We start from the raw sequence: 22,016 nt of genomic DNA, 5'->3' as shown, positions 1-22,016 counted from the left end.
CTCCATCGAGAGCGGCAACCCGCCGGTCTCACAGCAAGAAAGATGGAGCACAACACCATGAAGAAGAAAATTGCAATCGCCGCCCTTCTGGCCGCCGCCATCGGCGTTTCCGCCCTCGGCACGGCGCAGGCCTCCGCCGACGACAGCCGCTTCTCCCGCGACCGCGGCAGCGTCACCTGGATGCCGATTACCGATCTCGTCAGCCAGCTGGAGGCCCTCGGCTACACCGTCCTGGAAGTGGATCGCGAGGACGGGCGCTACTGGGACGTCAAGATGACCGACACCAACGGCATGCAGGTGGAGGCCGAGCTTGATGCGGCAACCGGCGCACCGATCTCCGGCGCCTGGGAGAAGGCGCTCGACTGATGGTCAGCCTCACGCATGATGAGGATGCCACCGGGCGGGTCCGGGTATGGGACCCGCTGGTGCGCATCGGACACTGGGTGTTGGTGGCGGCCTTCGCCGCCGCCTACCTCACCGAGGGCGAGCCGGAATGGCTGCATAGCTGGTCGGGCTATGCCATCGCCATCACCGTGGCTCTACGTATCGTCTGGGGCTTCATCGGCCCGGAACATGCGCGCTTCGCCGATTTCGTCACCGGTCCCGGCCGTGTCTTTTCCTATCTCGCCGCTCTCGTTTCCGGCCGGGCCGAACGGCATATCGGCCACAGCCCCGCCGGCGGGGCGATGACGCTGGCGCTTTTCGCCGCGCTCGCCGTGACGACCTTCTCCGGCATGGCCACGCTCGCCGTGGAGGACGGCAGCGGTCCGCTTGCCGGCATCATCGTCCAGGCGCCCGCGGAAAGTTTTTCCTCCTTCCCCGCGCTGGAAGGCACGGCCGGAGAGGAAGGCGGGGTGCGGCAGAAGCGCGAGAATGTATGGGAGGAGGTGCATGAGGTGAGCGCCAATCTCTCGCTGGCTCTCATCGTTCTCCATATCCTCGGCGTCGGCCTCGCCAGCCTCGCCCATCGTGAGAACCTGCCCCGTAGCATGATCACCGGTCAAAAACGCGCCTAGCCAGCGCACCACCGGTATGGCGGGCTTCCAACACCCCCGGACGCCCGCCGGCGGCAACGGCAAGCAATGTCGATGCCGCATTTGCCCGGCCCGTCGCCCTGTCGCCTAGCCAGCACGGGAACGAGGGGCCGGGCCTTTTTTGCCCGGCGGCCTTGCCTCTCGCCCCCCGCCCGGCTCAGCCCGCGGCCTTCATCCTCGGGGCGGCCGCAGCCTCCTCAGCCATGGCCGTCCATTGCAGCCCGCCCGCATAGCGCCACGTCATGCGTCCTTCCTCATCGAGCGCGAAGAGATGCATCCAGCCATGTTCGAAGAGCGCCCGCAGCTCCTCGTGCCGGCGCAGGATGGCGGTCATCGCCTCGCGTGGCGCCGCGATGACGACGGAAAGGCGCAAGGGCTCGTGGATGAGCCGCTCCCCGTCATGCACCGATTGCCAGGCAAGACCGGCACGCAGATTGCCGCCGTTCCCTTCCGTAACGCCGATACCGCCGACGACATTGTGCAGCACCTTGTTGCCGCTGCCGAAGGCCTCCGGCGCCACGCTGGAGCCGTAATATTGCAGGCTGATCCAGCTCGCCACGACGACAGGCGCGGTCATGATCAGCTCCAGCACGGAAAAATCCTCGTCTTGGCGCCAGTCGTAATCGTGCAGGAAGGCCCGGCCCTGAAACTCCCTTCCCTGCGTGTGGCCTCTCGGCGCGGCGATGAAGGCGCTGCAGCCGGCAAGGCCCCATTCGGGCCTCGTCTCGGCCCAGTCGCGCCCGCGCCGCGGCAGAGCCGCCTCGCTACTTGCGCGCGGCAACCTCGCCGCCCGCTCCGCCCGCGCCAGCTTGCCCGCAGCGGCGAGCCACCGCTGCGCCTTACCGAGTATTTCCGTATGAGAAGCATGCGGATGATCGTCCGCATAGACCGTCACCGCATCGCTGGTGGTGTCGTGCAACGCGCCGAGGAAGAGCGTGTCGTCGGCAATGGCGATGCCGCGCTTCTTCAGCCCGGCCCGCACGTCCTCGTCGTTGAGGAGCGCGGCCAGGAGCCGGGCATTCGCCTCCCCGGAAAAGCCGCCGCAGGCGCCGCATTGCAGGGCGCTCGCATGCGGGTTGTTGGTCACCCTGGCGCCATGGCCGGCAAGAAGCACCAGGGGGGCAAAGCCCTCCGTGAGCGACATCGCCTTTAAGACCGTCTCGGCCGCCTCGATGCGCTGTGCCAGGTCCGGCGGCGGATCGAGCCTCGGCGCCGGCTCGGCCGGTGCGGCGATCTTCTTCAAGCCGAGCCCGTCGCGCAAAAGCCTGCCGACATAGACCGGTCCGGAGGCCTCCACGAAGGCGAAGGAGGAGACGGCGGCGAGCTTGAAGCGGCCCCAGGCGCGGCTGGCGCGGGCGGCAAGCCGCGCCGCCAGGTCGGCCGAAGCTGCCTCCGCGCCCCCCGAACGGCTCTCCAGTGTGGGATTGAGAAGCACCGGCAGGCGCCGCTCGGCGACATCGGAGGCAAAGCCGCGGTGCGACAGTCCGAGGCCGAAGAAGCCGGCGAAGCCGAGCGTGCGGATGCCGCCATCGAGGCTCTCCAGGCAACGCCGGAAGACCTCCGAACGCACGTCGATGCAGAAGGCGACCTGCAATGTCGGCCGCGTCTCCGTCGGGGCCGCGACCGGCTCCGACAAAGTCGCGGCGAGCCGGCGCTGATGCGCCCGTTCGGCCGCTTCCTGCAAGATGGCGTCGACGACGAGGTCCGGGGATGGCGCGATCTTCTCGCCGTAGAGGCGCCGCGCCGCCGCCCATTTTAGCCTGATCTCCTCGCCGTAAAGATCGAACAGCGCCGCCTCCCACTGGATGCGGATGGCAATCAGCTCGGCGAGTGTGGCATCGCTTTTGCCGCCGAGCTCCGCCTGCCACAGAAGGTAACGCGCATACTGCGCCCAGCCGCCGAGGCTCGCCAAAAGCCGGTGGAAGTAGGTTTCCAGCGCCGCCTCCGGCAGGCCGAGCCGCGCCACCGCCTCGCCGATCGTCCGGCGCGGGCTTTCCGGCGTCTCCGCGACGCGTTGGGCAAAACCCTTCAACCCGATGATCTCGGGCGTCAGGTCACGGATCGCAAAGGCGCGCCAGGCCGCATAGGCGCTCCTTCCCCGCGGTGCCGGCCACAGGGCCTGGCCGGCGTCGAAATGGCCCGCAGCCCAGGCCCCGAAGCGCTCCGCGATGAGCCCCGGCCAGTCGGTGCCGGAAGCCTCGGCGGCGAGATCGGCAACGCTCGGCACGGCGCGCGTATGGGGCGCCGGCGTTTTCGCCGCCGCCTTGAGAGCGGCAAGGCTCGGCGGGCGTAACTCGGCGGGAGCCGCGGCGAGCGCTTGCAAAAGGTCTTCCTCGGCGATCTCGCCGCTCGCGATCCGTTCCGCGTACCAGGTGCGCGGCATGGTGAGCCTTGCCCCGGCGACGCGCGCAAGCCGCGCGCTGGCCTCCGCCAGGCCCTCCCCGGCCTGTCCCAGGAAGGGATTGACGGCAACGCTGGTGGTAAGCGGCCAGAGCGGCGGGATGGCGCGAGCGGCCTTCGCCGCCGCCGCGGTCACGGTGTCGGCGTGCAATGTCGCAATGTCGCGGGTGGTGAACATCTCGTCTCTCCCTTGAGCCGCTCAGGCGGATCTGCCGAGCCGCCAGCCGCCGAGAAGGCGGTCGAGGATGGCGTTGGCGTAAAGCCCGTTGGAAAGATGCACCCTCAGCCCGGCGGCGGCGGGATGGTGGGCCCAGAGCGGAAACAGCGTCTGCGCCACCGCCACGACGCCGAAGCTGGCGACGGCGAGGATGATCAGCGTCCATTCCAGCGGCCCTGGCGCCGGCGCCGGCGGCAGCACGCCGGAGGTCAGCCGGTTGGCGGCGCCCTGCAGGGCGAAATAGGTGAGCGCCGTCGCGGTCGAATAGATCGCGATCCGGCGTGTCAGCTGTCGCGGCGCCGCGTCGGCGAGCCCCTGAGCCAGGAGATAGGCGACACCGAAGAGAAGGATGGCGCCGAGCGCCACCGCCTGGGGCGATTTATCGTCGAAGCCGAAGCCGAGCCCGACCGCGCCATAGATGGCGAGCGCGACGATGAAGGCCCGCGCCACGGTGGCAACGCCCGGCACGGCCACCGGCCCCGGCCGGCGGATGGACGCAACGCCCTCCACGGCGCTACCGGCCATCAGGAAGGCATGCGCCTTGTAGAGCGAATGCGCCACGATATGCAGGAGCGCCAGGGGAAAGAGCGCCAGCCCGCATTGCAGGATCATGAAGCCCATCTGCGCCACGGTGGAATAGGCGAGCGAGGTCTTCACCGCCGGCTGGGTCAGCATGACGAGCGAGCCGAAGAGCGCGGTGAAGCCGCCGAGCATGACCAGCGCGGCCAGCACGCCCGGCGCCAGGAGCATGACGTCGGCGAAGCGGATGAGAAGAAAGCCGCCGGCATTGACGATACCGGCATGCAGGAGGGCGGAGACCGGCGTCGGCGTCTCCATCACCTCCGCCAGCCAGCCATGGGTGGGAAACTGCGCCGATTTCAGGACGGCCGCCAGCGCCAGGAGGCCCGCGGCCCATAACGCAGCCTCGGGCGCCTCGCCCGCCTTGGCGGCGCTGAGGATGGCGCCGATATCGCCGCTGCCATAGGCGCGAACGAGAAGGATGGCGGCGCCGATAAGGGCCGCGTCCCCGAGCCGCGCGGTGAGGAATTTCTTGCGCGCCGCCCGCTTCGCCGCCACCCGTTCCGGATAGAAGAGAAGCAGCCTGTGCAGGAAAAGGCTGGTCGCCACCCAGGCAAGGACGAGCTGCGCCAGCGAGCCGGAAAGGACGAAGAAGGCGACCGCGGCCAGCGTCAGGCACATCCAGCCGGTGAAGGGGCCCTGCCGCGCCTCGCCGTCGAGATAGGTCGCCGCATAGCGCAGCACCACCCAGCCGATGCCGGAGACGAGAAGCAGCATCGTGGCGCTCACCGCGTCGAGGCGCACCGCAAGCTCCAGCGCGCCGGCCGGCAGCCCGACGGCCGGCAGCCAGACGGCCGTGGCGGCCCCTTGGGCGACAAGCATCGCCGCCGCGGCAATCGAGATCGCGAGCGCTGCCACAGAAGCGGCTTCGGCGAAGCGCGGCGACAGGCGGGGCCTGAGCCCGGCCCCGGCGAAGGCGACGATGGCGGCGAGGACGAGAAAAACGGGAGCGAGGAGCGCGACGAGAGCGGGCAAGGGCGCCTCCGAAAACCGTGGTTGGGCGGATGGCGCTCAGCTAGCATCGCTCGTTAGGCTATAAAAATATATTGTTATGCAATTATCGTTCGATAAAATCGAATGACATGGCCGCGCTCAACTACCGACACCTGCGCTACTTCTGGGCCGTCGCCCATGACGGCAACCTGACGCGCACCGCCGAGCGTCTCAATCTTTCGCAGTCGGCGCTGTCGGTGCAGATCCGCCGGCTGGAGGAGCGGCTTGGCCATGCGCTTTTTGAGCGCCGCGGTCGCCAGTTGCATCTGACCGAGGCGGGGCGCATCGCGCTCGACCATGCCGATGCCATCTTCGCCGTCGGCGAGGAGCTTCTCGGCACGCTGAAGGAGGCCGGACGGGCGCGCCGGGCGGTGCGCGTCGGGGCCTTGGCGACCTTGTCGCGCAATTTCCAGATCGGCTTTCTGCGCCCGCTCCTGGCGCGTGGCGACGTGGAGGTCGTGCTGCGCTCCGGCACCACGGCGGAGCTTCTGCGCGGCCTTGAGACGCTCAGTCTCGATGTGGTGCTTCTCAACCAGCCTCCGGCGCGCGACGCGGCCGCCGCTTATGTCGCCCATCGCCTGGCCGAACAGGAGGTCAGCCTCGTCGGCACGCCGGCGCTCATCGGCGAGGGAGGCCGGCTCGTCGATCTCTTGCGCCGCGCGCCGGTCGTGCTGCCGACGCTGGAAAGCGGCATCCGCACCGGCTTCGATGCGCTCGCCGACCGTCTCGGCCTGCGCCCGCAGATCGCCGCGGAGGTCGACGACATGTCGATGATGCGGCTTCTGGCGCGCGAGGGGGCGGGGCTCGCCGTCCTGCCGCCCATCGTCGTCAAGGACGAGTTGGAAGCGGGGCATCTTTGGGAAGCGGAACGCCTCGTCGGCATCGCGGAGACCTTCTATGCGGTCACCGCCGAGCGACGCTTTCCCAATCCGCTGGTGCGCGAGCTGTTGCGCGCCGAGCCGCTCGCCGCCGCGTCTAGCCCTCGCCCGACAGACGCATCAGCACGATCCCGGCAAGGATGAGGCCGGCTGCCGCGATGCGCATCGGGCTCGCCGCCTCGCCGAGGACAACGATGCCGACGACAAAGGCGCCGAGCGCGCCGATGCCGGTCCACACCGTATAGGCGGTGCCGAGCGGCAAGGAGCGCATGGCGATGGCCAGAAGCGCGAAGCTGGCGATCATGGCGATGAGCGTGACGAGGCTCGGCGTCGGGCGGGTGAAGCCTTCCGAAAGCTTCATGGTGAAGGCCCAGACCACTTCCAGCGCGCCTGCCACCCCCAGAATGATCCAGGCCATACGGCCCTCCTTTCGAAGAGCCGGGCCGTCCCGGACATTGTCGCCCGCTTTTTCGGGGGAGGTCGTTGCCTCGCTTTCCTGGAGCTAGAGAGAATATCGCTCCCCTTCAAGCCCGAGACCGGCAAAAGCTCGGGCACGAGGCGCCTTCTTGCCTCCACGGCTGCCTTCTCAGACGAGAAAGTAATAGAGGGAGAGCGAAAGGCCGGTGGCCACGACGACCAGGCGCAAGGCCGGTGCCGGAATGTGTCGCGCCGTCCGTGCGCCCAGATAGCCGCCGATGGCAGCTCCCGCCAAAACCGTCAGCGTGTGCGGCCAGGCAACGACGCCGGCCACGATGAAGGTCGCCACCGAGATCGTCGTGATGATGGTGGCCAAAAGGTTTTTCTGGGCGTTCGCCACCTGTACATCCCTGACGCCGACGATGGACAGCGCCGCCATCATCAGGACCCCGAGACCGGCGCCGAAATAGCCTCCATAAACGGCAAACAGGAACTCCACCATGCGCGCCGGGACGGCCGAGGAGGAGCGCAGCCGCGCCCTCGCCTGGCCGATGAGGGGACCGGCCGCGAAGATCAGCGTCGCGGCGAGCAGCAGCCATGGCACCAGGCTGGTGAAAACCCGGTTGCCGGCCCACAGGAGCACGAGCGCGCCGGCCAGACCGCCGGCCGCCGCCACCAGGCTGCGCGGCAAGAGGTCGGAGCGGCAGCGCACGAGTTCCTGCCGATAGGCTGGAACGGCCGCCGCATGGCCAGGATAAATCGCCACCGCATTGGAGACATTGGCCGTGAGCGGGTCGAGACCGGCGGCCATCAGCGCCGGAAAGGTGAAGAACGTGCCGCCGCCGGCGATCGCATTCGCCGCGCCGCCGACAATGCCTGCCGCAAAGAGCAGGATAGCCGTTGCCATGTCGTCCTCGCCTTTGCCCGATGGAAAGCGAGGATGCCGTTCGCCATTCGCCTCGTCTGGAAGGTTTGTGACGCCTCACTCGCCACGCGCATAGGCAGCCGGCGTCGTACCGAAGCATCGGCGGAAGAAACGTCCGAGATGGCTCTGGTCGGCAAAGCCCGCCGCCGCCGCCGCATCCGCCGGTGCCGCACCGCCCGCCAGAAGGTTTCGCGCCACGTTCAGCCGGTATTGTCGATGATAGCGCGCCGGCGACATGTCGAGGTGGCGCTTGAAACGCCTGATCAGCGTCTCGCGGCTGACCCCGAGATCGGCGGCGGCGCGCGCTGTGTCGAAGCCCGGTGCCCGCGCGAGGCGCGCGAGCCCTTCCGCGCCGCCTTCGTCGGCTCTTTGGCCGGAGGCGCCTTGGCGAGCGTGCCTTACCCGTTCGGCAAGAAGCTCCAAAAGGCGGCTTTCGCACATGAGCGGTTCTTGCAACGTGATGACAAGAGGCGAAAGCCAGCCTCTCTGGGGAAGAGCATCATCTCCGACGTAGAAATTGAGCCCGCGAAATCGTCCCCCGGCCGCGACATGTGCAACGCCTGCAGGCAGGAAAAGCGCCTCGCCCGGCTCCAGCGCGAAGACGCGCTTGCCGACGCGAAAGCGGCGATGTCCGGCCAGCACATAGGCGATCTGGTGCGTGTCGTGAAAATGCGCCTCCAGCGAGGCATCTTCGGCGCCTTCGCCGCTCGCCGCCTCCAGTCCCGCCTCACGGCGATAATGCCACAACGGATGAACCAAACCGGCCCCCATGCCCCCAAGACAGCCTCAAAGCTCGCGGCGCCGTCAATGACGCCGGACCCGACACGGGATGAAAGGGTATGGCATCGGCTCCCTCTTTCGCTACGCGATCTGCCGGGGCACGCTCGAACGGCTAGGCAGCCGCGTCAGGGTATGGCCGGTGAACTCATCGACCTGCCAAGGCTCAGTAATGCGGCGGCGTGATGACCCAGACCACCTTGGTTGGGATATTGCCGGGATTGGCGCAGCGATGCACCTGCGTGCTGGCGAAGGCGAAGCTGTCGCCTTCCTCCAGGCGGAAGAAGCGTCCGCCGACCCATAGATCCAGCGTGCCGGAAATGACGACACCGGCCTCGGCGCCGTCATGGCTGTAATCCCCGCTGTCGGCTCCCGGCTCGATGGTGCTCATGAGAAGTTCCAGCGGGCCGCGCAGATTTGGCGACAGAAGCTCCTCACCGATGCCGATACCGGTGAAGGTCAGCCGCCGTCGGTCGCTGGAACGCACCACGATGTCGCGCTCCTCGGCCGGGGCTTCGCTGGCCTGGAAGAACCAGTTCATGTGGACGCCTAGGCAATCGCTGATGCGTTTCAGCACACCGATGGGAAGCTTGCTGCGATTGCGCTCGATCTGGCTGAGATAGCCTGCGGAGATATCGCAGGCCGCCGCGACCTGCTGAAGCGTCATCCCCTTCGCCTTGCGCAGATCGCGGATCTGCGCGCCGATCGCCGGCTCGTCGAGCGGCGCCTGACGGCCGCCAGATTGCCGAGCTGTTTGTTGCATCCGCGTGGTCTCTCGCGGCACCGCCGTTTCTCTCAAATCCATGGCCGCGACCGGCCGCCCCGCCGCGATCCGTGTCCTCTCCGCTTTCGGCGGCGCCTCGCATTCCAAGCAGGAACACGGCCCCCGAAGCGGCCTGTCCTATAGCACCGTTTCTCTCATCATGTGAAATTCAGAGTCCAAAATTTCACACTTGTGACATCAATTATTCCATGAAAATGTCTTGGCGTCCAAATTTCACAATGGATAAGCGACACTCCCCCAACAAGCGGGGACGTAAGGAGGAAACGGCCCCGGCAAAGCCAGCCTGCGGCCAGGAAAGAGGGATTGGCGCCATGACGCAACTGCCGGCGAAGGCCCGCGCGGTCATCATCGGGGGAGGAATTTCCGGCTGCTCCCTCGCCTACCATCTGGCGAAGCTAGGCTGGAGCGATATCGTGCTCCTGGAGCGCAGGCAGCTCACCTGCGGCACCACCTGGCATGCGGCCGGTCTTATCGGCCAGCTCCGCGCCTCTCAGAACATGACGCGCTTGGCGAAATACTCCGCCGATCTTTACCTCAGCCTGGAGGCGGAGACCGGCATCGCCACCGGCATGCGCCAGAACGGCTCCATCACCCTGGCGTTGAGCGAGGAGCGCAAGGAGGAGCTTCTTCGCCAAGCGACCCTGGCCCGGATCTACGGCATCGATGTCGACGAGATTTCGGCCGCCGACGTGAAATCGATGTACCCGCACGTCAATGTCGATGACGTGGTTGCCGCCGTTCATCTGCCGCGGGACGGACAGTGCGATCCCGCCAACATCGCCATGGCGCTTGCCAAGGGCGCCCGCCAGCTCGGCGCCCGCATCGTCGAGAACGTCGAAGTGACGGCGGTTCACGACCGCGACGGGCGCGTCACCGGCGTCTCCTGGCGCCGGGCGGAGGAAACCGGCACCATCGCCAGCGACATCGTCGTCAATTGCGGCGGCATGTGGGGCCGCGAGCTGGCGGCCCGCTCCGGCGTCGCCTTGCCGCTGCATGCTTGCGAGCACTTCTATATCGTCACGGAGGCCATAGATGGCTTGCCCCGCCTGCCGGTGCTGCGGGTGCCGGACGAATGCGCCTATTACAAGGAAGATGCCGGCAAGATGCTGCTCGGCGCCTTCGAGCCGGTTGCCAAGCCCTGGGGCATGGATGGCATCCCGGACGATTTCTGCTTCGACCAGCTGCCGGAGGATTTCGACCATTTCGAGCCGATCCTGGAAAAGGCCGTGGGGCGCATGCCGATACTGGAAACGGCCGGCATTCACACCTTCTTCAACGGCCCGGAAAGCTTCACTCCGGACGACCGCTACTATCTCGGCGAGCCCCCCGAACTGAGAGGCTATTGGGTCGCGGCCGGCTTTAATTCCGTCGGCATCGTCTCCTCCGGCGGTGCGGGCTTTGCGCTGGCGCAATGGATCAACGACGGCGAGCCGCCCTTCGACCTCTGGGAGGTCGATATTCGCCGCGCCCAGCCCTTCCAGAAAAACCGCCGCTATCTGCAGGCCCGCGTCACGGAGACCCTCGGCCTGCTCTACGCCGATCATTTCCCCTTTCGCCAGATGGCGACCGCCCGCGGCATCCGCCGTTCTCCGCTCCACGAGCATTTGAAGGCCCGCGGCGCCGTTTTCGGCGAAGTGGCGGGCTTTGAGCGCCCCAATTGGTTCGCCCGCGAGGGGCAGGAGCGCCAATACCGCTATTCCTGGAAGCGGCAGAACTGGTTCCACAACCAGCGCGAGGAGCATCTCGCCGTGCGCCATGGCGTCGGCCTCTTCGACATGTCCTCCTTCGGCAAGATCCGCATCGAGGGGCGCGATGCGCTCGCCTTCGTGCAGCGGCTCTGCGCCAACCAATTGGACGTGCAGCCCGGCAAGATCGTCTACACGCAGATGCTGAACCGCCATGGCGGCATCGAGAGCGACCTGACCGTCACCCGCCTCTCTGAGACGGCTTTCCTCGCCGTCGTGCCTGTCGCCACCTTGCAGCGCGACCTGGCATGGCTGCGCCAGCATATTGAGACCGATGAGCGCGTCGTCGTCACCGACGTCTCCGCCGCCGAGGCGGTGCTCGTCCTGATGGGGCCGAAGGCGCGCGAGGTGATCGCCGAGGCGAGCCCGGACGATTTCTCCAACGCCGCCTTCCCCTTCGGCTCCGCGCGCGAGATTGAGATCGGCAAGGGTCTTGCCCGCGCCCATCGCGTCACCTATGTCGGCGAGCTCGGCTGGGAGCTTTACGTCTCCGCCGATCAGGCCGCCCATGTCTTCGAGACGGTGATGGAAGCCGGCGAGCCGTTCGGCTTGAAGCTCTGCGGCCTGCACGCTCTCGATTCCTGCCGGATCGAGAAGGCCTTCCGGCATTTCGGCCACGACGTCACCGACGAGGACCATGTGCTGGAAGCCGGCCTCGGCTTCGCCGTCAAGCCGGACAAGGGCGACTTCATCGGCCGCCAGGCCGTTCTGCGCAAGAAGGAGGAGGGGCTTTCGCGCCGCCTCCTGCAGTTCCGGCTGAAGGACCCAGAACCGCTTCTGTTCCACAACGAAGCCATCCTGCGCGAGGGTAAGATCGTCTCCTACGTCACCTCCGGCAATTACGGCCACCATCTCGGCGGCGCCGTCGGCCTCGGCTATGTGCCCTGCGAGGGCGAGACGGCGGCCGATCTCCTGGCTTCCGGCTACGAGATCGAAATCGCCGGCGAGCGCTTTGCCGCCGAGGCCTCGCTCAAGCCGATGTACGATCCCGCATCCGAACGCCCGAAACGATAGGAGGCGCCCCTTGCTGCCTCCCCTCAGCCGCCGGTGATGACGGCTTCCGGGATCTCGAACCGCTCGTTGCCGATCCGCACCGTGTGGAGATCGACCTCCTTGCCGACGGTCATCTCCGCGCCGGCATCGGCCTGCGAGCGATCGTAATAGGCGGGCGTCCCCATCTCAAAATGGATCACCCGTTGCCCCCCATCGGGCCAGAAGACGGTCAGCCGGCCATTGCCGTTGCCTTGGCGCACGACACCGAACTGGCAGCTCCCCATCGGCTGTCCGGCAAAGCGGGCGCAAGGTATGTTGCCGACGGCAGTGAAATCCATGCCGGAAGCGAGCCCGTCCGGGCCGCCGCTTGCCGGCGCTTGCCCGGGAAGCTGCGTCGCGGCGCCCTCGCTGGGATAGCCCTCGCGCAGATACCGGCCCGCCGACCAGCCGCTCACCGCCGGCCGTTCCATCGTCTCCACCCGGCACCAGCGCTGACCTTCGTTCATCCGGCAACCGAGGTTGCGCAGAACCGTCCCGTCAGGCGCGCTGCCGAGGATGCGCGCGCCCGCCGAGGGCTGCTCGCGTATGTTGAGCGGATCGTCGGGATCGCCGGTGGTGACCTGCCAGTAATCCGGCCCGCCCTGCAGCCCATCCGCGTAGTCGTTCTGGACGATCGCGCCGCGTTCGCCGGTGATCGACACATCGAGCGTGAAATCGGCGCGATCGCCCCGCCTTGCAGCGTTGCGATAAAGATAGACCGAGACGGTGTAGGTGCCCGATGTCGGCAACCTCCCGTCGAATCGGTTGATGTCGGGCACCATCGGGCCCAACCGGTCACCGGTGGCAAGCGCTGCATCTCCGGGACCGCGGCCCGGCTCGTAAACGTTGAAATAGACGGAGGTGTTGGAGGAGCGCAGATCAACGCGCATCCTTTGCCCCGCCTCCGCCCCGAGCAGATAGGAAACCGATTGGCGCCCCTTGATGCTGTCGCGGATCGCCGTTCCGCTCTGCCCGGCGGGAAAGCGGACCTCCTCCTTGCGTATCTCATCCTGCGCCAAAGCCGCCGGACCGCCCGTCAGGACCATGGCGGCAAGAAGAAAAGGGCTCAAAACACGCTTGCGCATCGGCTGTACCTCGTCCTGCCGCCATATCCTGGATGTTCGCCAGGCGGCTCATGACAGGCAAATCGGGCGTTGCTGTGAAACGGCAACGCCTCCGCGCGCCGGCGGCCCCACGGGCCGAGGGGCCAAGCGGGCGGGCGCCGGACTTCCCTCTCTATCCCGCCGGGGTCATCTTGGAGAGAAGCGCGCGCGCCTGCTCCGGGAGATCGCCTGCATCGTGCGCGGACGCCCCGTCCGGCCGATCCGGCGACCGGTCGGAGCCCAGATAGGTGATCTGCGAGGGCAGAGCGAAGGCCGCGCCCTCGCTTGCCACGATCTGCATCACCTTCATGAACAGCTCTTCCTGAATCTTCAGGAACCTGCCCCAATCGGCGCAATGCACATACGCCCAGATCTCCATATTGAGAGACCAGTCGCCAAAGCCGCGAAAACAGACCCGCACCGTATCCGCCTTCACCCTTTCGTCGCAGCGCAGCATCTCTGCCGTCTTCTCGATGATGCGCGAAAGCTGCTCCGCGCTCGTCCCGTAGCGCAGGCCGATCTGGGCGTTCATCAGATTGGAATCGCGGCGCGTGAAGTTGGTGATCGACATTTGCGCGAATTCCGCGTTCTGCACGGTCACCAGCGTGCGATCGAGGCCGCGGACCTTGGTGGAGCGCAGGCCGATCGCCTCCACCGTGCCGAGCATGTCCCCGAACTTGCAGAAATCGCCGACTTTTACCGGCCGGTCGGCGTAAAGGATGATGCCACCGATGAAGTTCTCCAAGGTCGGACGAACGGCCAGCGCCAGCGCCAGGCCGCCGACGCCGAGACTGGCGATGATGCCGTAGAGGGGAATGCCGACGCGCGCCGCCGCCTGAAACAGGATGTAGCCGGCGACGCCTATGCCGAGCACCCTGAGAACCAGACGGATAAGGCTGGCATCCAGCGTCTCTTTTCCGATCCGCGGCAAGGCGACGATCAGCGCGGCGACGGCGTTGAAGGCAAGCACCGCAATGACGGCGGATGCCAGCGCCTGCAAGACGACAACCGCCAGTTCCACATCGGCGAGGATGGAACCGGTCAGGTGAATGACATCGGCGTTGAGCCAGTGATAGAGGGCGAGCAGAGCGATGATCAGGAAGGCTGGCAGCATGAGCTGCAGCGAGCGGATCGCGGCATTGGCGGAACGCTGCCGCCCCACCTCTGCGCGCAGCAGGAAGAAAGCGACGACGCCGACGACCAGCGTCAGCGCCGCGAAGGCCAGCCATTGCCACACGGCCTGTTCGAGGTACACCCTGAGCATCCAGGGCGGCAGCTCCAGCACATAGCGGTAGAGCTCGATCGGCATGGACAGGCCGGGCCCCACCACGAAGCTCTGATAAAAGTCGATCCTGTCGTCCGAATGGCGCGGCAGGGCGCGCACTTGGCTGTAGAATTGCGCGAGATGGCTGATCGTCTCGGCGGAGAAGACAAACCGCGGCTCGCCATCCGGGCCCTCGATCCGCGCCATGCGGATCTCCGTCCCCGGCAGCGTCCAGCCATTGGGCGCCGCCCCCGCATCGATATCGGCCTCGTCCGGAATCTCGTCGATCTCCGGCAGCGGAATGCGGTCCATGATCTCGTCAAGCAGCAGGGCTGAGCTGATCCCGACCGTTCGCCGGCTCGCCGGCGCGATGCCGGAAAGGTCGAGCGTCGATGCGGCCTTGTCGAGACTTTCCACGGCCGCCGCCTTCAGAGTGCGCAACTCGGGCGTGTCGAGGATCGCATCGTTCTGCGCGGAGGTCTCGATTGCCTCCATCAGAAAATCGGAAGCCTGTTGCGTCAGTGCGCGAAAGCTCTGGAAGGTCTGCCTGGGCGAGGTCGTCGGCGCCGGCGCGAGTGGCGAGGCGAGGATAGAAAGCCCGTCCCCCTCCACCGTTAGAGCCGCATCGCCATCCGCCGGGTACGCCGCCCCATTCTGCGCCGCAGCCACGGTGGACAGGGCGAGCGGGACGAAAAGTGCCAGGAAGACACCCAACCCTAGCAAGCTTGTGCTGGGACGGATTGCGTTTGCGTCGATCTTTGCCCTCATGCCGGGAGCCTAGAAGCGACGATTTTAACAATTGGTGTGTGCCTGCATCTCGCCTTGCGCGGGAAATCCGCCATCTCGTCGCAGCGGCGCTGCTGGGATTGCCCGCGCTGGACGATGGGAGGTCGCGCTGGCGCGCCTCGCGCAGGCGCGTTGCCATGACGGCGGTTCCATGCCGCAGAGTTCGCCGCGCTCCGGCCGCAAGGGAAGAAAACGGAAACGATCGTTCACGCCCGAGGCTGGTGCGCGCGGCGCACCATGCTACTCCAGCATTATCAAAACAACGCGGAATGGATCCGATATGCGACACTTCACCGGGCGGTGCCTCGCCTTCTCGTTGACGATCGCGGCAGCGACCGCCGGCTCGCTCGATCGCGCCGATGCCGAGGACAAGCTTCTCGGCGAGACCGTCGAGTTCACGGGCGCCGTGCTCTTTCTGGAGACGAAGGTGCCCGGCCTCGTCATCGGCGCCGTCCGTGGCGGAGATACCGCGGTCGCCGGCTTCGGCAGCATCGCCGAGGGCTCCGACAAGGCACCGGACGGCGATACGCTGATGCGGGTCGGTTCCGTCAGCAAGGTCTTCACCGGCGCCGTTCTCGCCAGCCTCGTGGCCGATGGCACGGTCGGTTTCACCGACCCCTTGCAAGAGCATCTCGGCCCGGATGTCAGCGTTCCTCAAATGGATGGCCAGCCCATCCGTCTCATCGACCTTGCCACCCACACCTCCGGCCTGCCGCGCGAGGTGGAGCGCGAACAGGGTCCGGCGGACGATCCCTTCGCCACCCTGACCGAACGGGCCTATATCGAAGCGCTTGGTTCGGGCCCGCAGCTCTTTGCGGCCGGCACCGGCGGGCTTTACTCCAATTTCGGCTTCGACATGCTTGCCCTCGCCCTCGGCTCGGCCGCCGCCAAGCCTTACGAGGCCTTGCTGGCAGAGCGCGTGCTTCAGCCGATCGGCCTCGCCGACACCATGCTCGCCCCCTCCGCCTCAGATCGCGACCGGCTGATGCAGGGCCACGATTTCGACGGCTCTCCCCTGCCCGACGTGCCCAACACCTCGGTCATGGCCGGCGCGAGCGGCATTTATTCGACCACCAACGACATCCTGAAATGGCTTCAATGGCATCTCGACCGCTTCTCACCCGACAATGCCGAGATGCGCCTGCTCAACCATGCCGCCTATGTTCCGCGCGACAGCCTCGACCCGGTCTACGGCTTCGACGAATCCGGCCGCATGGATGCGATGGGCCTTGGCTGGGTGGTGATGCGGCCGAAGGGCGACCGGCCGCTGATTCTGCAGAAGGCCGGCGGATTGCAGGGCATGTTCGTCTACCACGCCTTCGCCCCGACCCGCGGCGTCGGCGTCTTCATCGCCATCAACCAGTTCAACTTCGCCGCCTCGATGATGATGGCGGAGGTGGCAAACGACCTCATCGCCCAATTGGCGCCGCGCTGAGGCAAGCCTTTCCGGGAAAATGCAGGCGCCGCGCTCCTCTCGGGCGCGGCGCCGTGTTTTCAGTGCGGTCGGCGCGCCGGGCGGGCCATCGTCGGCCCGCGCCGGCGGCCGTGTTCACGCTGCGCGCACGTTGTCGAGGAACTGGGCAACCTGCACCTTCAGCGTCTCGCCCTGCTGGGCCAGTTCGGACGCCGCCGACTGAACCTGGCTCGCCCCGCTTCCGGTTTCGCTGGCCGCCTGCCTGACGCCGGAGATGTTCGAGGAAACCTCGCTGGTGCCGGTCGCCGCCTCCTGGACGTTGCGGGCGATTTCGCGCGTGGCCGCGCCCTGCTCCTCGACCGCCGAGGCGATCGCGGTGGCGATCTCGCTCATGCGCGAGATGGTTTGGCTGATCGCCTCGATGCGCCCGACCGACTGATCCGTCGCAGATTGCATCGCCTCGATCTGCGCGGCGATCTCCTCCGTGGCCTTGCCGGTCTGGGTGGCCAGCGCCTTGACCTCGGCGGCGACCACCGCAAAGCCCTTGCCGGCATCGCCCGCCCGGGCCGCCTCGATCGTTGCGTTCAACGCCAACAGGTTCGTCTGCTCGGCGATGTCGCTGATGATCTGCACCACCCGGTCGATCTTCTCGGCGGCTTCCGCCAGGCCCCTGACGGCGACATTCGTCGTCTCCGCCTCGCCGACCGCCTGTCCGGCGATCTGCGTCGACTCGCTCACCTGCCGGCCGATCTCCTCTACCGAAGCATTGAGCTCATCGGCGGCGGAGGCGACGGTCTGCACGTTCTGAGAGGCCTGCTCCGATGCCGCCGCCACGGCCGTTGCCTGCCGCGTCGTCTCTTCGGCCGTGCCGGCCATCGCGGTGGAGGTGGCGTTCAGCTCCGTCGCGGAGGAAGACACCGTATCGACGATGGCGCCGATGGCCGACTGGAAATCGTCGGCGAGCTTGTTCATCGCCGTGCGCTTCTCCGCCTCCGCCTGCTGCTTCATCTCCTCCTGCTCGGCCCGCAGGCGCTCCGCGTTGATCATGCTCTCCTTGAACACCTGCACTGAGGTCGCCATCTGGCCGACCTCGTCGCCGCGTCCGGTCCCGGGCACCTCCGCGCTCATGTCGCCGCCGGCGAGGCGGTTCATCACCCCGGTCATCTCCATCAGCGGGCGGGAGATGCTGCGCGCCGCAAGCCAGCCGAGCAGGCCGACCACCGCGAGAATCCCAAGGCCGATGACCAGGATGATCGTCTTCATCCGGTCCACCGGCGCCAGGATCTCCTTCAGGTCGACCTCGCCGACGACCGCCCAAGGCACGCCCGCGACATCGACCCGGCGATAGGCCGACAGCACCGGAACGCCGCGATAATCGACGCTCTCTTGGACGCCGCTCTCGCCGGCAAGCGCTGACTTGACCGAGGCCGTTTCCACTTCCGTCTTCAAAATCGTGGACTCGCTGGCGAAGCGGGAATCGCTGCGCATCAGATAGTCCGAGCCGACCAGATAGGTTTCCCCGCTTTCGCCCATGCCGACGCTCGATTGCATGATCTCGTTGATCCGCCCGATCGGCATCTGAAAGGCGAGAACGCCCAGAACCCTGCCCTGGCGCACCACCGGCGTGGCGATGAAGCTCGCCGCCGCTCCCGCGCTCGGCTCGTAGGGCTGGAAATCGGCAAAGGCCGTCGCCGATGGATCGGCCGATTTCACGGCCTCTTCGAAGACCTCCGCCAGATCGCTCTCCCGCCACGCTCCGCGTCGCAGATTGGTGGCGAAATCCATCTCCTTGTAGACCGAGTAGACCACGTCTCCGTCCGGGGCGATGAGGAAGATGTCGTAATAGCCGCGCGCTTCCCCGAACTGCCGGAACCAGGGGTGAAACCGCCCATGCGCCAGGCTGTAGGAGGTTCCGTCGGCGGCGCGATCGAGCTTGTGCCTTTCGCCGGCCGCGTTCGGATTGTCGGTGACGTAGGCCGCGCGCAAGGCAGCCTCAGCATTGAAGCCCAGCTCGTCGAAGCCCGGCCCGAGCTCTTCCAGCGCCATCTCGGCGATGTGCCCCGCTGCCACCGTCGCCAGATCTTCCTGAATGCTCCCGATGTAGCTCGACAGCGCCTGCTGGCGCGCTTCGGTCAAGGCTCCGAGCTTGTCGGACGCCTCGCTGCGAAGTTGTTCGGCGGTCTGCAGATAGCTCAGCAACCCCACCGCGAGCACAGAGACGACTGTCGCTGCGCCCACCAGGATGGGAATTTTCTTAGACAGGGATATATCCGAAAAGCGCATACGCACGGCTTGAGTACTCCACGGCAAGTGTCATCGCCTCCAGGAAACGAAGAGCGACCCCTAGCAAACGGGGAGCGGACGGTGATGGTAGCACTTTAACAGAACGCTAAAACAACGGGCCCGAGCCGGCCATTTGCGTTGTCCAATGTATAGACGAACGTCGAATACAAGCCGTGACTTGGAGGCAAAACCCAGGCAGTGCTTGACGCTTGGCGCCCCGCGCCGGTCTTGGGATCGAATTCGGGCGCCTTGCGCTAAGCCCAGCCCCACGCAAGCTCCGCATCCGGCCATGCCGGCCGCACGGTTCCTGCCTGCGGCAGCCGGGCCGCCCGGGAGCAAGGGAATCGGTTTCGCGCAGGCAACAAAAAACCCGCCTTGCGGCGGGTAATCTTGGTTGCGGGGGCTAGCTTCAACCGCTGTCATAAAAGGGATTTCCGGCAGCCTTCCTTCCTCGGCGCTGGCGATTCCCAAGATGCCCATCAACTCGCCGCGTAGTGCGGCACGAACCTCGCCCCGCTTCTCGCCGGGTGTGACGATCACCTCGCCGATCAAGGACCGTAATGCGTCAGCAGCCTGACGACCTCCATCGGGATCATTCAGAGCCTCGGCAAAGCGCGCGACATTGCGGCGGTAGTTCGCCGCGACGTTCGGATGCACGTCCGGCATATCGGCAGGAGCTTCGGCCATGCGAGCGACGATCTCCGCCTTCTGCCGCTCCAACTCATCCATCCGCGCCTTCATCGACGGCTGATACATACCGTCCTCAATGGCCGAAATGATCCCGGCAATGGCACGCTCGATCTTCGCCAAGGCGCGGCGGTCGGTTTCGTGTTGCGCACGGCGCTGGTGGTTCAGCCGGTTGGCTTCCTCGACATAGGCGCGCACGGCTTCCCCGACAGCCTCGGCGGATACCAGCCTGTCCTGCAATCCAGTTAGTACACGCGCCTCCAGCTTCTCGCGCAAGATGGTGCGGTTATTGGTGCAGGTGCCACGCCGGTGGTGGTTCAGGCAACCAAGGCGATCCGACAGGATGATTCCGATCTTCCCGCCACAACAGCCGCAGGTCAGAAGGCCGGAAAGAAGGGAGGCAGGGCGATTCGCCAGATGCAATCGCTTCGCCCTGCCCTCCCGCGTGTTGGCGGGATTGGGGCCGAAGATTGCGGCGATCTGCTTCTGACGCTCGCGCACTGCGTTCCAGAGTTCATCGTCCACAATCCGCAAATGCGGAACCTCTGCCCTGATCCATTCAGATTCCGGATTCGGGCGCGAGACGCGCTTGCCAGTGGACGGGTCTTTGATGAAGTGCATGCGGTTCCAGACCAGCACCCCGGCGTAAAGCTCGTTGTTCACGATGCCCGTACCTCGATTGCGGTGCCCCCGGATACTTGTATCGCCCCATGCCCGGCCAAGCGGACCGGGAATGCCCTCGTTGTTCAGATCGACGGCGATGGCCTTCGGGCTTTTGCCTGATACGAACTCGCGAAAGATGCGCCGAACGATCTCGGCTTCCTCCGGGACGATCTCACGGTCGCCCCGGATCGGCTCGCCATTGCCGTCGAGTTTCTTCACAACGCGATAGCCGTAGCAGAGACCGCCGCCCGCTTTGCCCTTCTCTACCCGGCCCCGCAAGCCGCGATGGGTCTTCATGGCAAGATCTTTCAGGAACAGCGCGTTCATCGTACCCTTGAGGCCGACATGCAACTCGGAGACTTCACCCTCGGCCAGCGTCACGATAGTGACGCCCGCGAACTTCAATTGCTTGTAGAGCGTGGCAACATCGGCCTGATCGCGGCTGATCCGGTCCAGCGCCTCGGCCAGCAGAATATTGAACTCCCCATGCTGCGCATCACGCATCAGTCGCTGGATGCCTGGCCGCAGGATCGTGCTCGATCCCGATATGGCCGCATCCTCGTAGGAGCCGACAATCTCCCACCGTTCCCGCCGCGCGTATTCCCGGCAGAGTCGAAACTGGTCCTCGATGGACGCCTCGCGCTGGTTGTCGGATGAATAGCGGGCGTAAAGCGCGGCGCGGGTCATGGCGGTCTCCGTTCGGTCAGTCCTTGATGACATCCTCCGACACCGGCGGCACATCCGGTGCCCGGTCAAGCAGGTGAGTCAGATCACCACGCTTTGCCGTGCCTGCACGTGCCTTGAGAAAATCGCTGGCCGTCTCCACGGCACCGATCTTCTGTGCAACGGCCGAGACGATCCACTGGTTGAGCGACACGCCGTCTTCCATGGCAAGACGCGCCGCCGTCTCCTTGAGCGACTGCGGCAGTTGCAGCGGGTATTTGTAGCGTTGGGTCTGTGTCATGTGTTCAGCCTCCTGACGATCTCTCCCGGCGTTGCGATGGTGACGCCCAGCATGAGCGCCGGGCGGAAGTCCTTCACATTATGCGTCACGATGGCCTCGGCCTCTCCGTTCAGAGCGGCCTCAAGCACCATCTCGTCCGCGGCATCAGCCAGCATGGGCCGCGTCCGAAACGAAATATCAACGCCCTCGGACACGGCGGCAAGCGCGCTCATGACCGCCGCGACATCTTCCAGGCTTTGGCCCGTCGCCTTCCGGGTTTCCTCCCGGCTCAGCACCGCCTCGTATTCAAGAAACAGCGCAGTGGAGCAAAGTGGCGTCACCATGCCCCGGTCAACGAAGCGCAACAGCAAGTTGCTTGCCCCGTTGCGGCTGCGGAACGCTGCCACGATCACGTTGGTATCCAGAACCAGCCTCATGGAAGATAACTTATAGACATCCCATAAGATGTCAATGATGTGCCCACCGCATCCGGTCATGCGAGATATCCCCTGGGCAATGCGGATCACGACCTCACCGTTCATGGTCGCCTGCATCGGGTTGCGTATTGTCGTTGGCGGCATGCATGGCTTCCTCATAGTCCTCGCGCGCCATCCGCCGGCCGATCAGGCGAGCGATGGACAACACCACCTTGTCCAGCCGCTCGGACGCATCCGCATCGTTCTCGGCGACTTGTCTATCGGGGGGGCGATTGTCATTGGCGGGTTTCCCTCCGCCCGGGCACCTGTCGTCATCGGCCATCACCGGCCTCTTCCTCTGGCCTTCGGCGCCCCGCGGACATGGTCCATGCCCTTGTCATCGAGCCATGTCGCGAGCTTGCCCGCGATGTACGAGGATCCGTTGTCGCTGAGCAGCCTTGGCCGGTGGAGGACCGTTGGCTGGTCGCAGCCGGAGACCTCGAGAGCGAGAACGAGCGTGTCCATGACGTCCTCGGCCCGCATGGTCGTGCAGAGTTTCCAGGAGACAACGTATCGGCTGAAGTCGTCGAGAACGGTGCTGAGGTAGTACCAGCCCCAGCCTACTACCTTCAGATAGGTGAAGTCGGTTTGCCAGAGTTCGTTCGGCCGCGTGGTC

Annotated in this window: 18 protein-coding genes and 1 pseudogene; 5 read left to right on the top strand and 14 right to left on the bottom strand. The window is 66.2% G+C overall.

What is annotated here, in order from left to right; genetic code table 11:
* The first annotated feature begins 57 nt into the window (after positions 1-57).
* Positions 58-366: a PepSY domain-containing protein gene (locus tag Q331_RS21985; protein ID WP_169738525.1), complete on the top strand. Its 309-nt coding sequence runs from the start codon at positions 58-60 to the stop codon at positions 364-366.
* Positions 366-1,016, top strand: a complete 651-nt coding sequence (locus Q331_RS0115215) for a cytochrome b/b6 domain-containing protein (protein ID WP_026381380.1) — start codon at positions 366-368, stop codon at positions 1,014-1,016. The genes Q331_RS21985 and Q331_RS0115215 overlap by 1 nt, the downstream gene beginning before the upstream one ends.
* Positions 1,017-1,191: 175 nt before the next feature.
* Here the strand turns inward: Q331_RS0115215 and Q331_RS0115210 are convergent, their stop codons facing one another.
* Positions 1,192-3,612 carry a YbcC family protein gene (locus Q331_RS0115210; RefSeq protein WP_034492538.1) on the bottom strand — a complete coding sequence of 807 codons (2,421 nt, stop codon included), beginning with the start codon at positions 3,610-3,612 and terminating at the stop codon, positions 1,192-1,194.
* A 21-nt stretch (positions 3,613-3,633) separates the two neighbouring features.
* Complete coding sequence (locus Q331_RS0115205) at positions 3,634-5,205, bottom strand: proton-conducting transporter transmembrane domain-containing protein (protein WP_026381378.1); 1,572 nt, start codon at positions 5,203-5,205, stop codon at positions 3,634-3,636.
* Between the two features lie 107 nt (positions 5,206-5,312).
* Here Q331_RS0115205 and Q331_RS21980 point away from each other — a divergent pair, with 107 nt between their 5' ends.
* Positions 5,313-6,245 carry a LysR family transcriptional regulator gene (locus tag Q331_RS21980; protein WP_051631223.1) on the top strand — a complete coding sequence of 311 codons (933 nt, stop codon included), beginning with the start codon at positions 5,313-5,315 and terminating at the stop codon, positions 6,243-6,245.
* On the opposite strand, the gene sugE is transcribed toward Q331_RS21980, so the two are convergent.
* The 4 genes from sugE to Q331_RS0115180 form a co-directional block, all read right to left on the bottom strand.
* Positions 6,199-6,519, bottom strand: a complete 321-nt coding sequence (sugE, locus tag Q331_RS0115195; RefSeq protein ID WP_026381377.1) for a quaternary ammonium compound efflux SMR transporter SugE — start codon at positions 6,517-6,519, stop codon at positions 6,199-6,201. The genes Q331_RS21980 and sugE overlap by 47 nt on opposite strands.
* 168 nt (positions 6,520-6,687) lie before the next feature.
* Positions 6,688-7,425, bottom strand: a complete 738-nt coding sequence (locus Q331_RS0115190) for a sulfite exporter TauE/SafE family protein (protein WP_034492536.1) — start codon at positions 7,423-7,425, stop codon at positions 6,688-6,690.
* A gap of 75 nt (positions 7,426-7,500) precedes the next feature.
* Positions 7,501-8,214: an AraC family transcriptional regulator gene (locus Q331_RS24425; RefSeq protein ID WP_051631222.1), complete on the bottom strand. Its 714-nt coding sequence runs from the start codon at positions 8,212-8,214 to the stop codon at positions 7,501-7,503.
* A 172-nt stretch (positions 8,215-8,386) separates the two neighbouring features.
* Positions 8,387-8,983, bottom strand: a complete 597-nt coding sequence (locus tag Q331_RS0115180) for a helix-turn-helix domain-containing protein (RefSeq protein ID WP_051631221.1) — start codon at positions 8,981-8,983, stop codon at positions 8,387-8,389.
* A gap of 332 nt (positions 8,984-9,315) precedes the next feature.
* Between Q331_RS0115180 and Q331_RS0115170 the strand changes: the two genes are divergently transcribed.
* On the top strand, positions 9,316-11,763 hold the full coding sequence (locus Q331_RS0115170) for a GcvT family protein (protein ID WP_026381374.1): 2,448 nt from the start codon (positions 9,316-9,318) through the stop codon (positions 11,761-11,763).
* Positions 11,764-11,786: 23 nt separating this feature from the next.
* Here the strand turns inward: Q331_RS0115170 and Q331_RS23950 are convergent, their stop codons facing one another.
* Together Q331_RS23950 and Q331_RS0115155 are read right to left on the bottom strand one after the other, a co-directional pair.
* Positions 11,787-12,866 (bottom strand): SH3 domain-containing protein, encoded by a 1,080-nt coding sequence (locus Q331_RS23950; protein ID WP_051631220.1) that lies wholly within the window; start codon positions 12,864-12,866, stop codon positions 11,787-11,789.
* A gap of 151 nt (positions 12,867-13,017) precedes the next feature.
* Positions 13,018-14,871, bottom strand: coding sequence for a mechanosensitive ion channel family protein (locus Q331_RS0115155; RefSeq protein WP_169738523.1), 1,854 nt, complete (start codon positions 14,869-14,871; stop codon positions 13,018-13,020).
* 343 nt (positions 14,872-15,214) lie between these two features.
* On the opposite strand from Q331_RS0115155, the gene ampH reads away from it, so the two are divergent.
* Complete coding sequence (gene ampH, locus Q331_RS0115150; RefSeq protein WP_034492534.1) at positions 15,215-16,369, top strand: D-alanyl-D-alanine-carboxypeptidase/endopeptidase AmpH; 1,155 nt, start codon at positions 15,215-15,217, stop codon at positions 16,367-16,369.
* Between the two features lie 114 nt (positions 16,370-16,483).
* Here ampH and Q331_RS23175 read toward each other — a convergent pair whose 3' ends face one another.
* The 6 genes and pseudogenes from Q331_RS23175 to Q331_RS21950 all read right to left on the bottom strand — a co-directional run.
* Positions 16,484-18,586 carry a methyl-accepting chemotaxis protein gene (locus Q331_RS23175; RefSeq protein ID WP_169738522.1) on the bottom strand — a complete coding sequence of 701 codons (2,103 nt, stop codon included), beginning with the start codon at positions 18,584-18,586 and terminating at the stop codon, positions 16,484-16,486.
* Positions 18,587-18,691: 105 nt separating this feature from the next.
* A complete protein-coding gene (locus tag Q331_RS21955; RefSeq protein WP_210164971.1) occupies positions 18,692-20,668 on the bottom strand; it encodes a recombinase family protein in 1,977 nt (658 codons plus the stop codon).
* 16 nt (positions 20,669-20,684) lie between these two features.
* On the bottom strand, positions 20,685-20,945 hold the full coding sequence (locus tag Q331_RS0115135; protein WP_026381371.1) for a toxin-antitoxin system HicB family antitoxin: 261 nt from the start codon (positions 20,943-20,945) through the stop codon (positions 20,685-20,687).
* Complete coding sequence (locus Q331_RS0115130) at positions 20,942-21,466, bottom strand: putative toxin-antitoxin system toxin component, PIN family (RefSeq protein WP_245615681.1); 525 nt, start codon at positions 21,464-21,466, stop codon at positions 20,942-20,944. Before Q331_RS0115130 ends, Q331_RS0115135 begins: the two co-directional genes overlap by 4 nt.
* Positions 21,456-21,683, bottom strand: a complete 228-nt coding sequence (locus tag Q331_RS0115125; protein WP_026381369.1) for a hypothetical protein — start codon at positions 21,681-21,683, stop codon at positions 21,456-21,458. Before Q331_RS0115125 ends, Q331_RS0115130 begins: the two co-directional genes overlap by 11 nt.
* Positions 21,684-21,706: 23 nt before the next feature.
* A pseudogene (locus Q331_RS21950) lies at positions 21,707-22,016 on the bottom strand (transposase); the annotation flags it as partial.

The sequence above is a fragment of the Afifella pfennigii DSM 17143 genome (genome assembly GCF_000688515.1).
In the GTDB taxonomy this organism is placed as follows: domain Bacteria; phylum Pseudomonadota; class Alphaproteobacteria; order Rhizobiales; family Afifellaceae; genus Afifella; species Afifella pfennigii.
The sequence above is the reverse complement of the archived record's forward strand: the minus strand, read 5'-3'. Positions and strand labels throughout refer to the sequence as shown.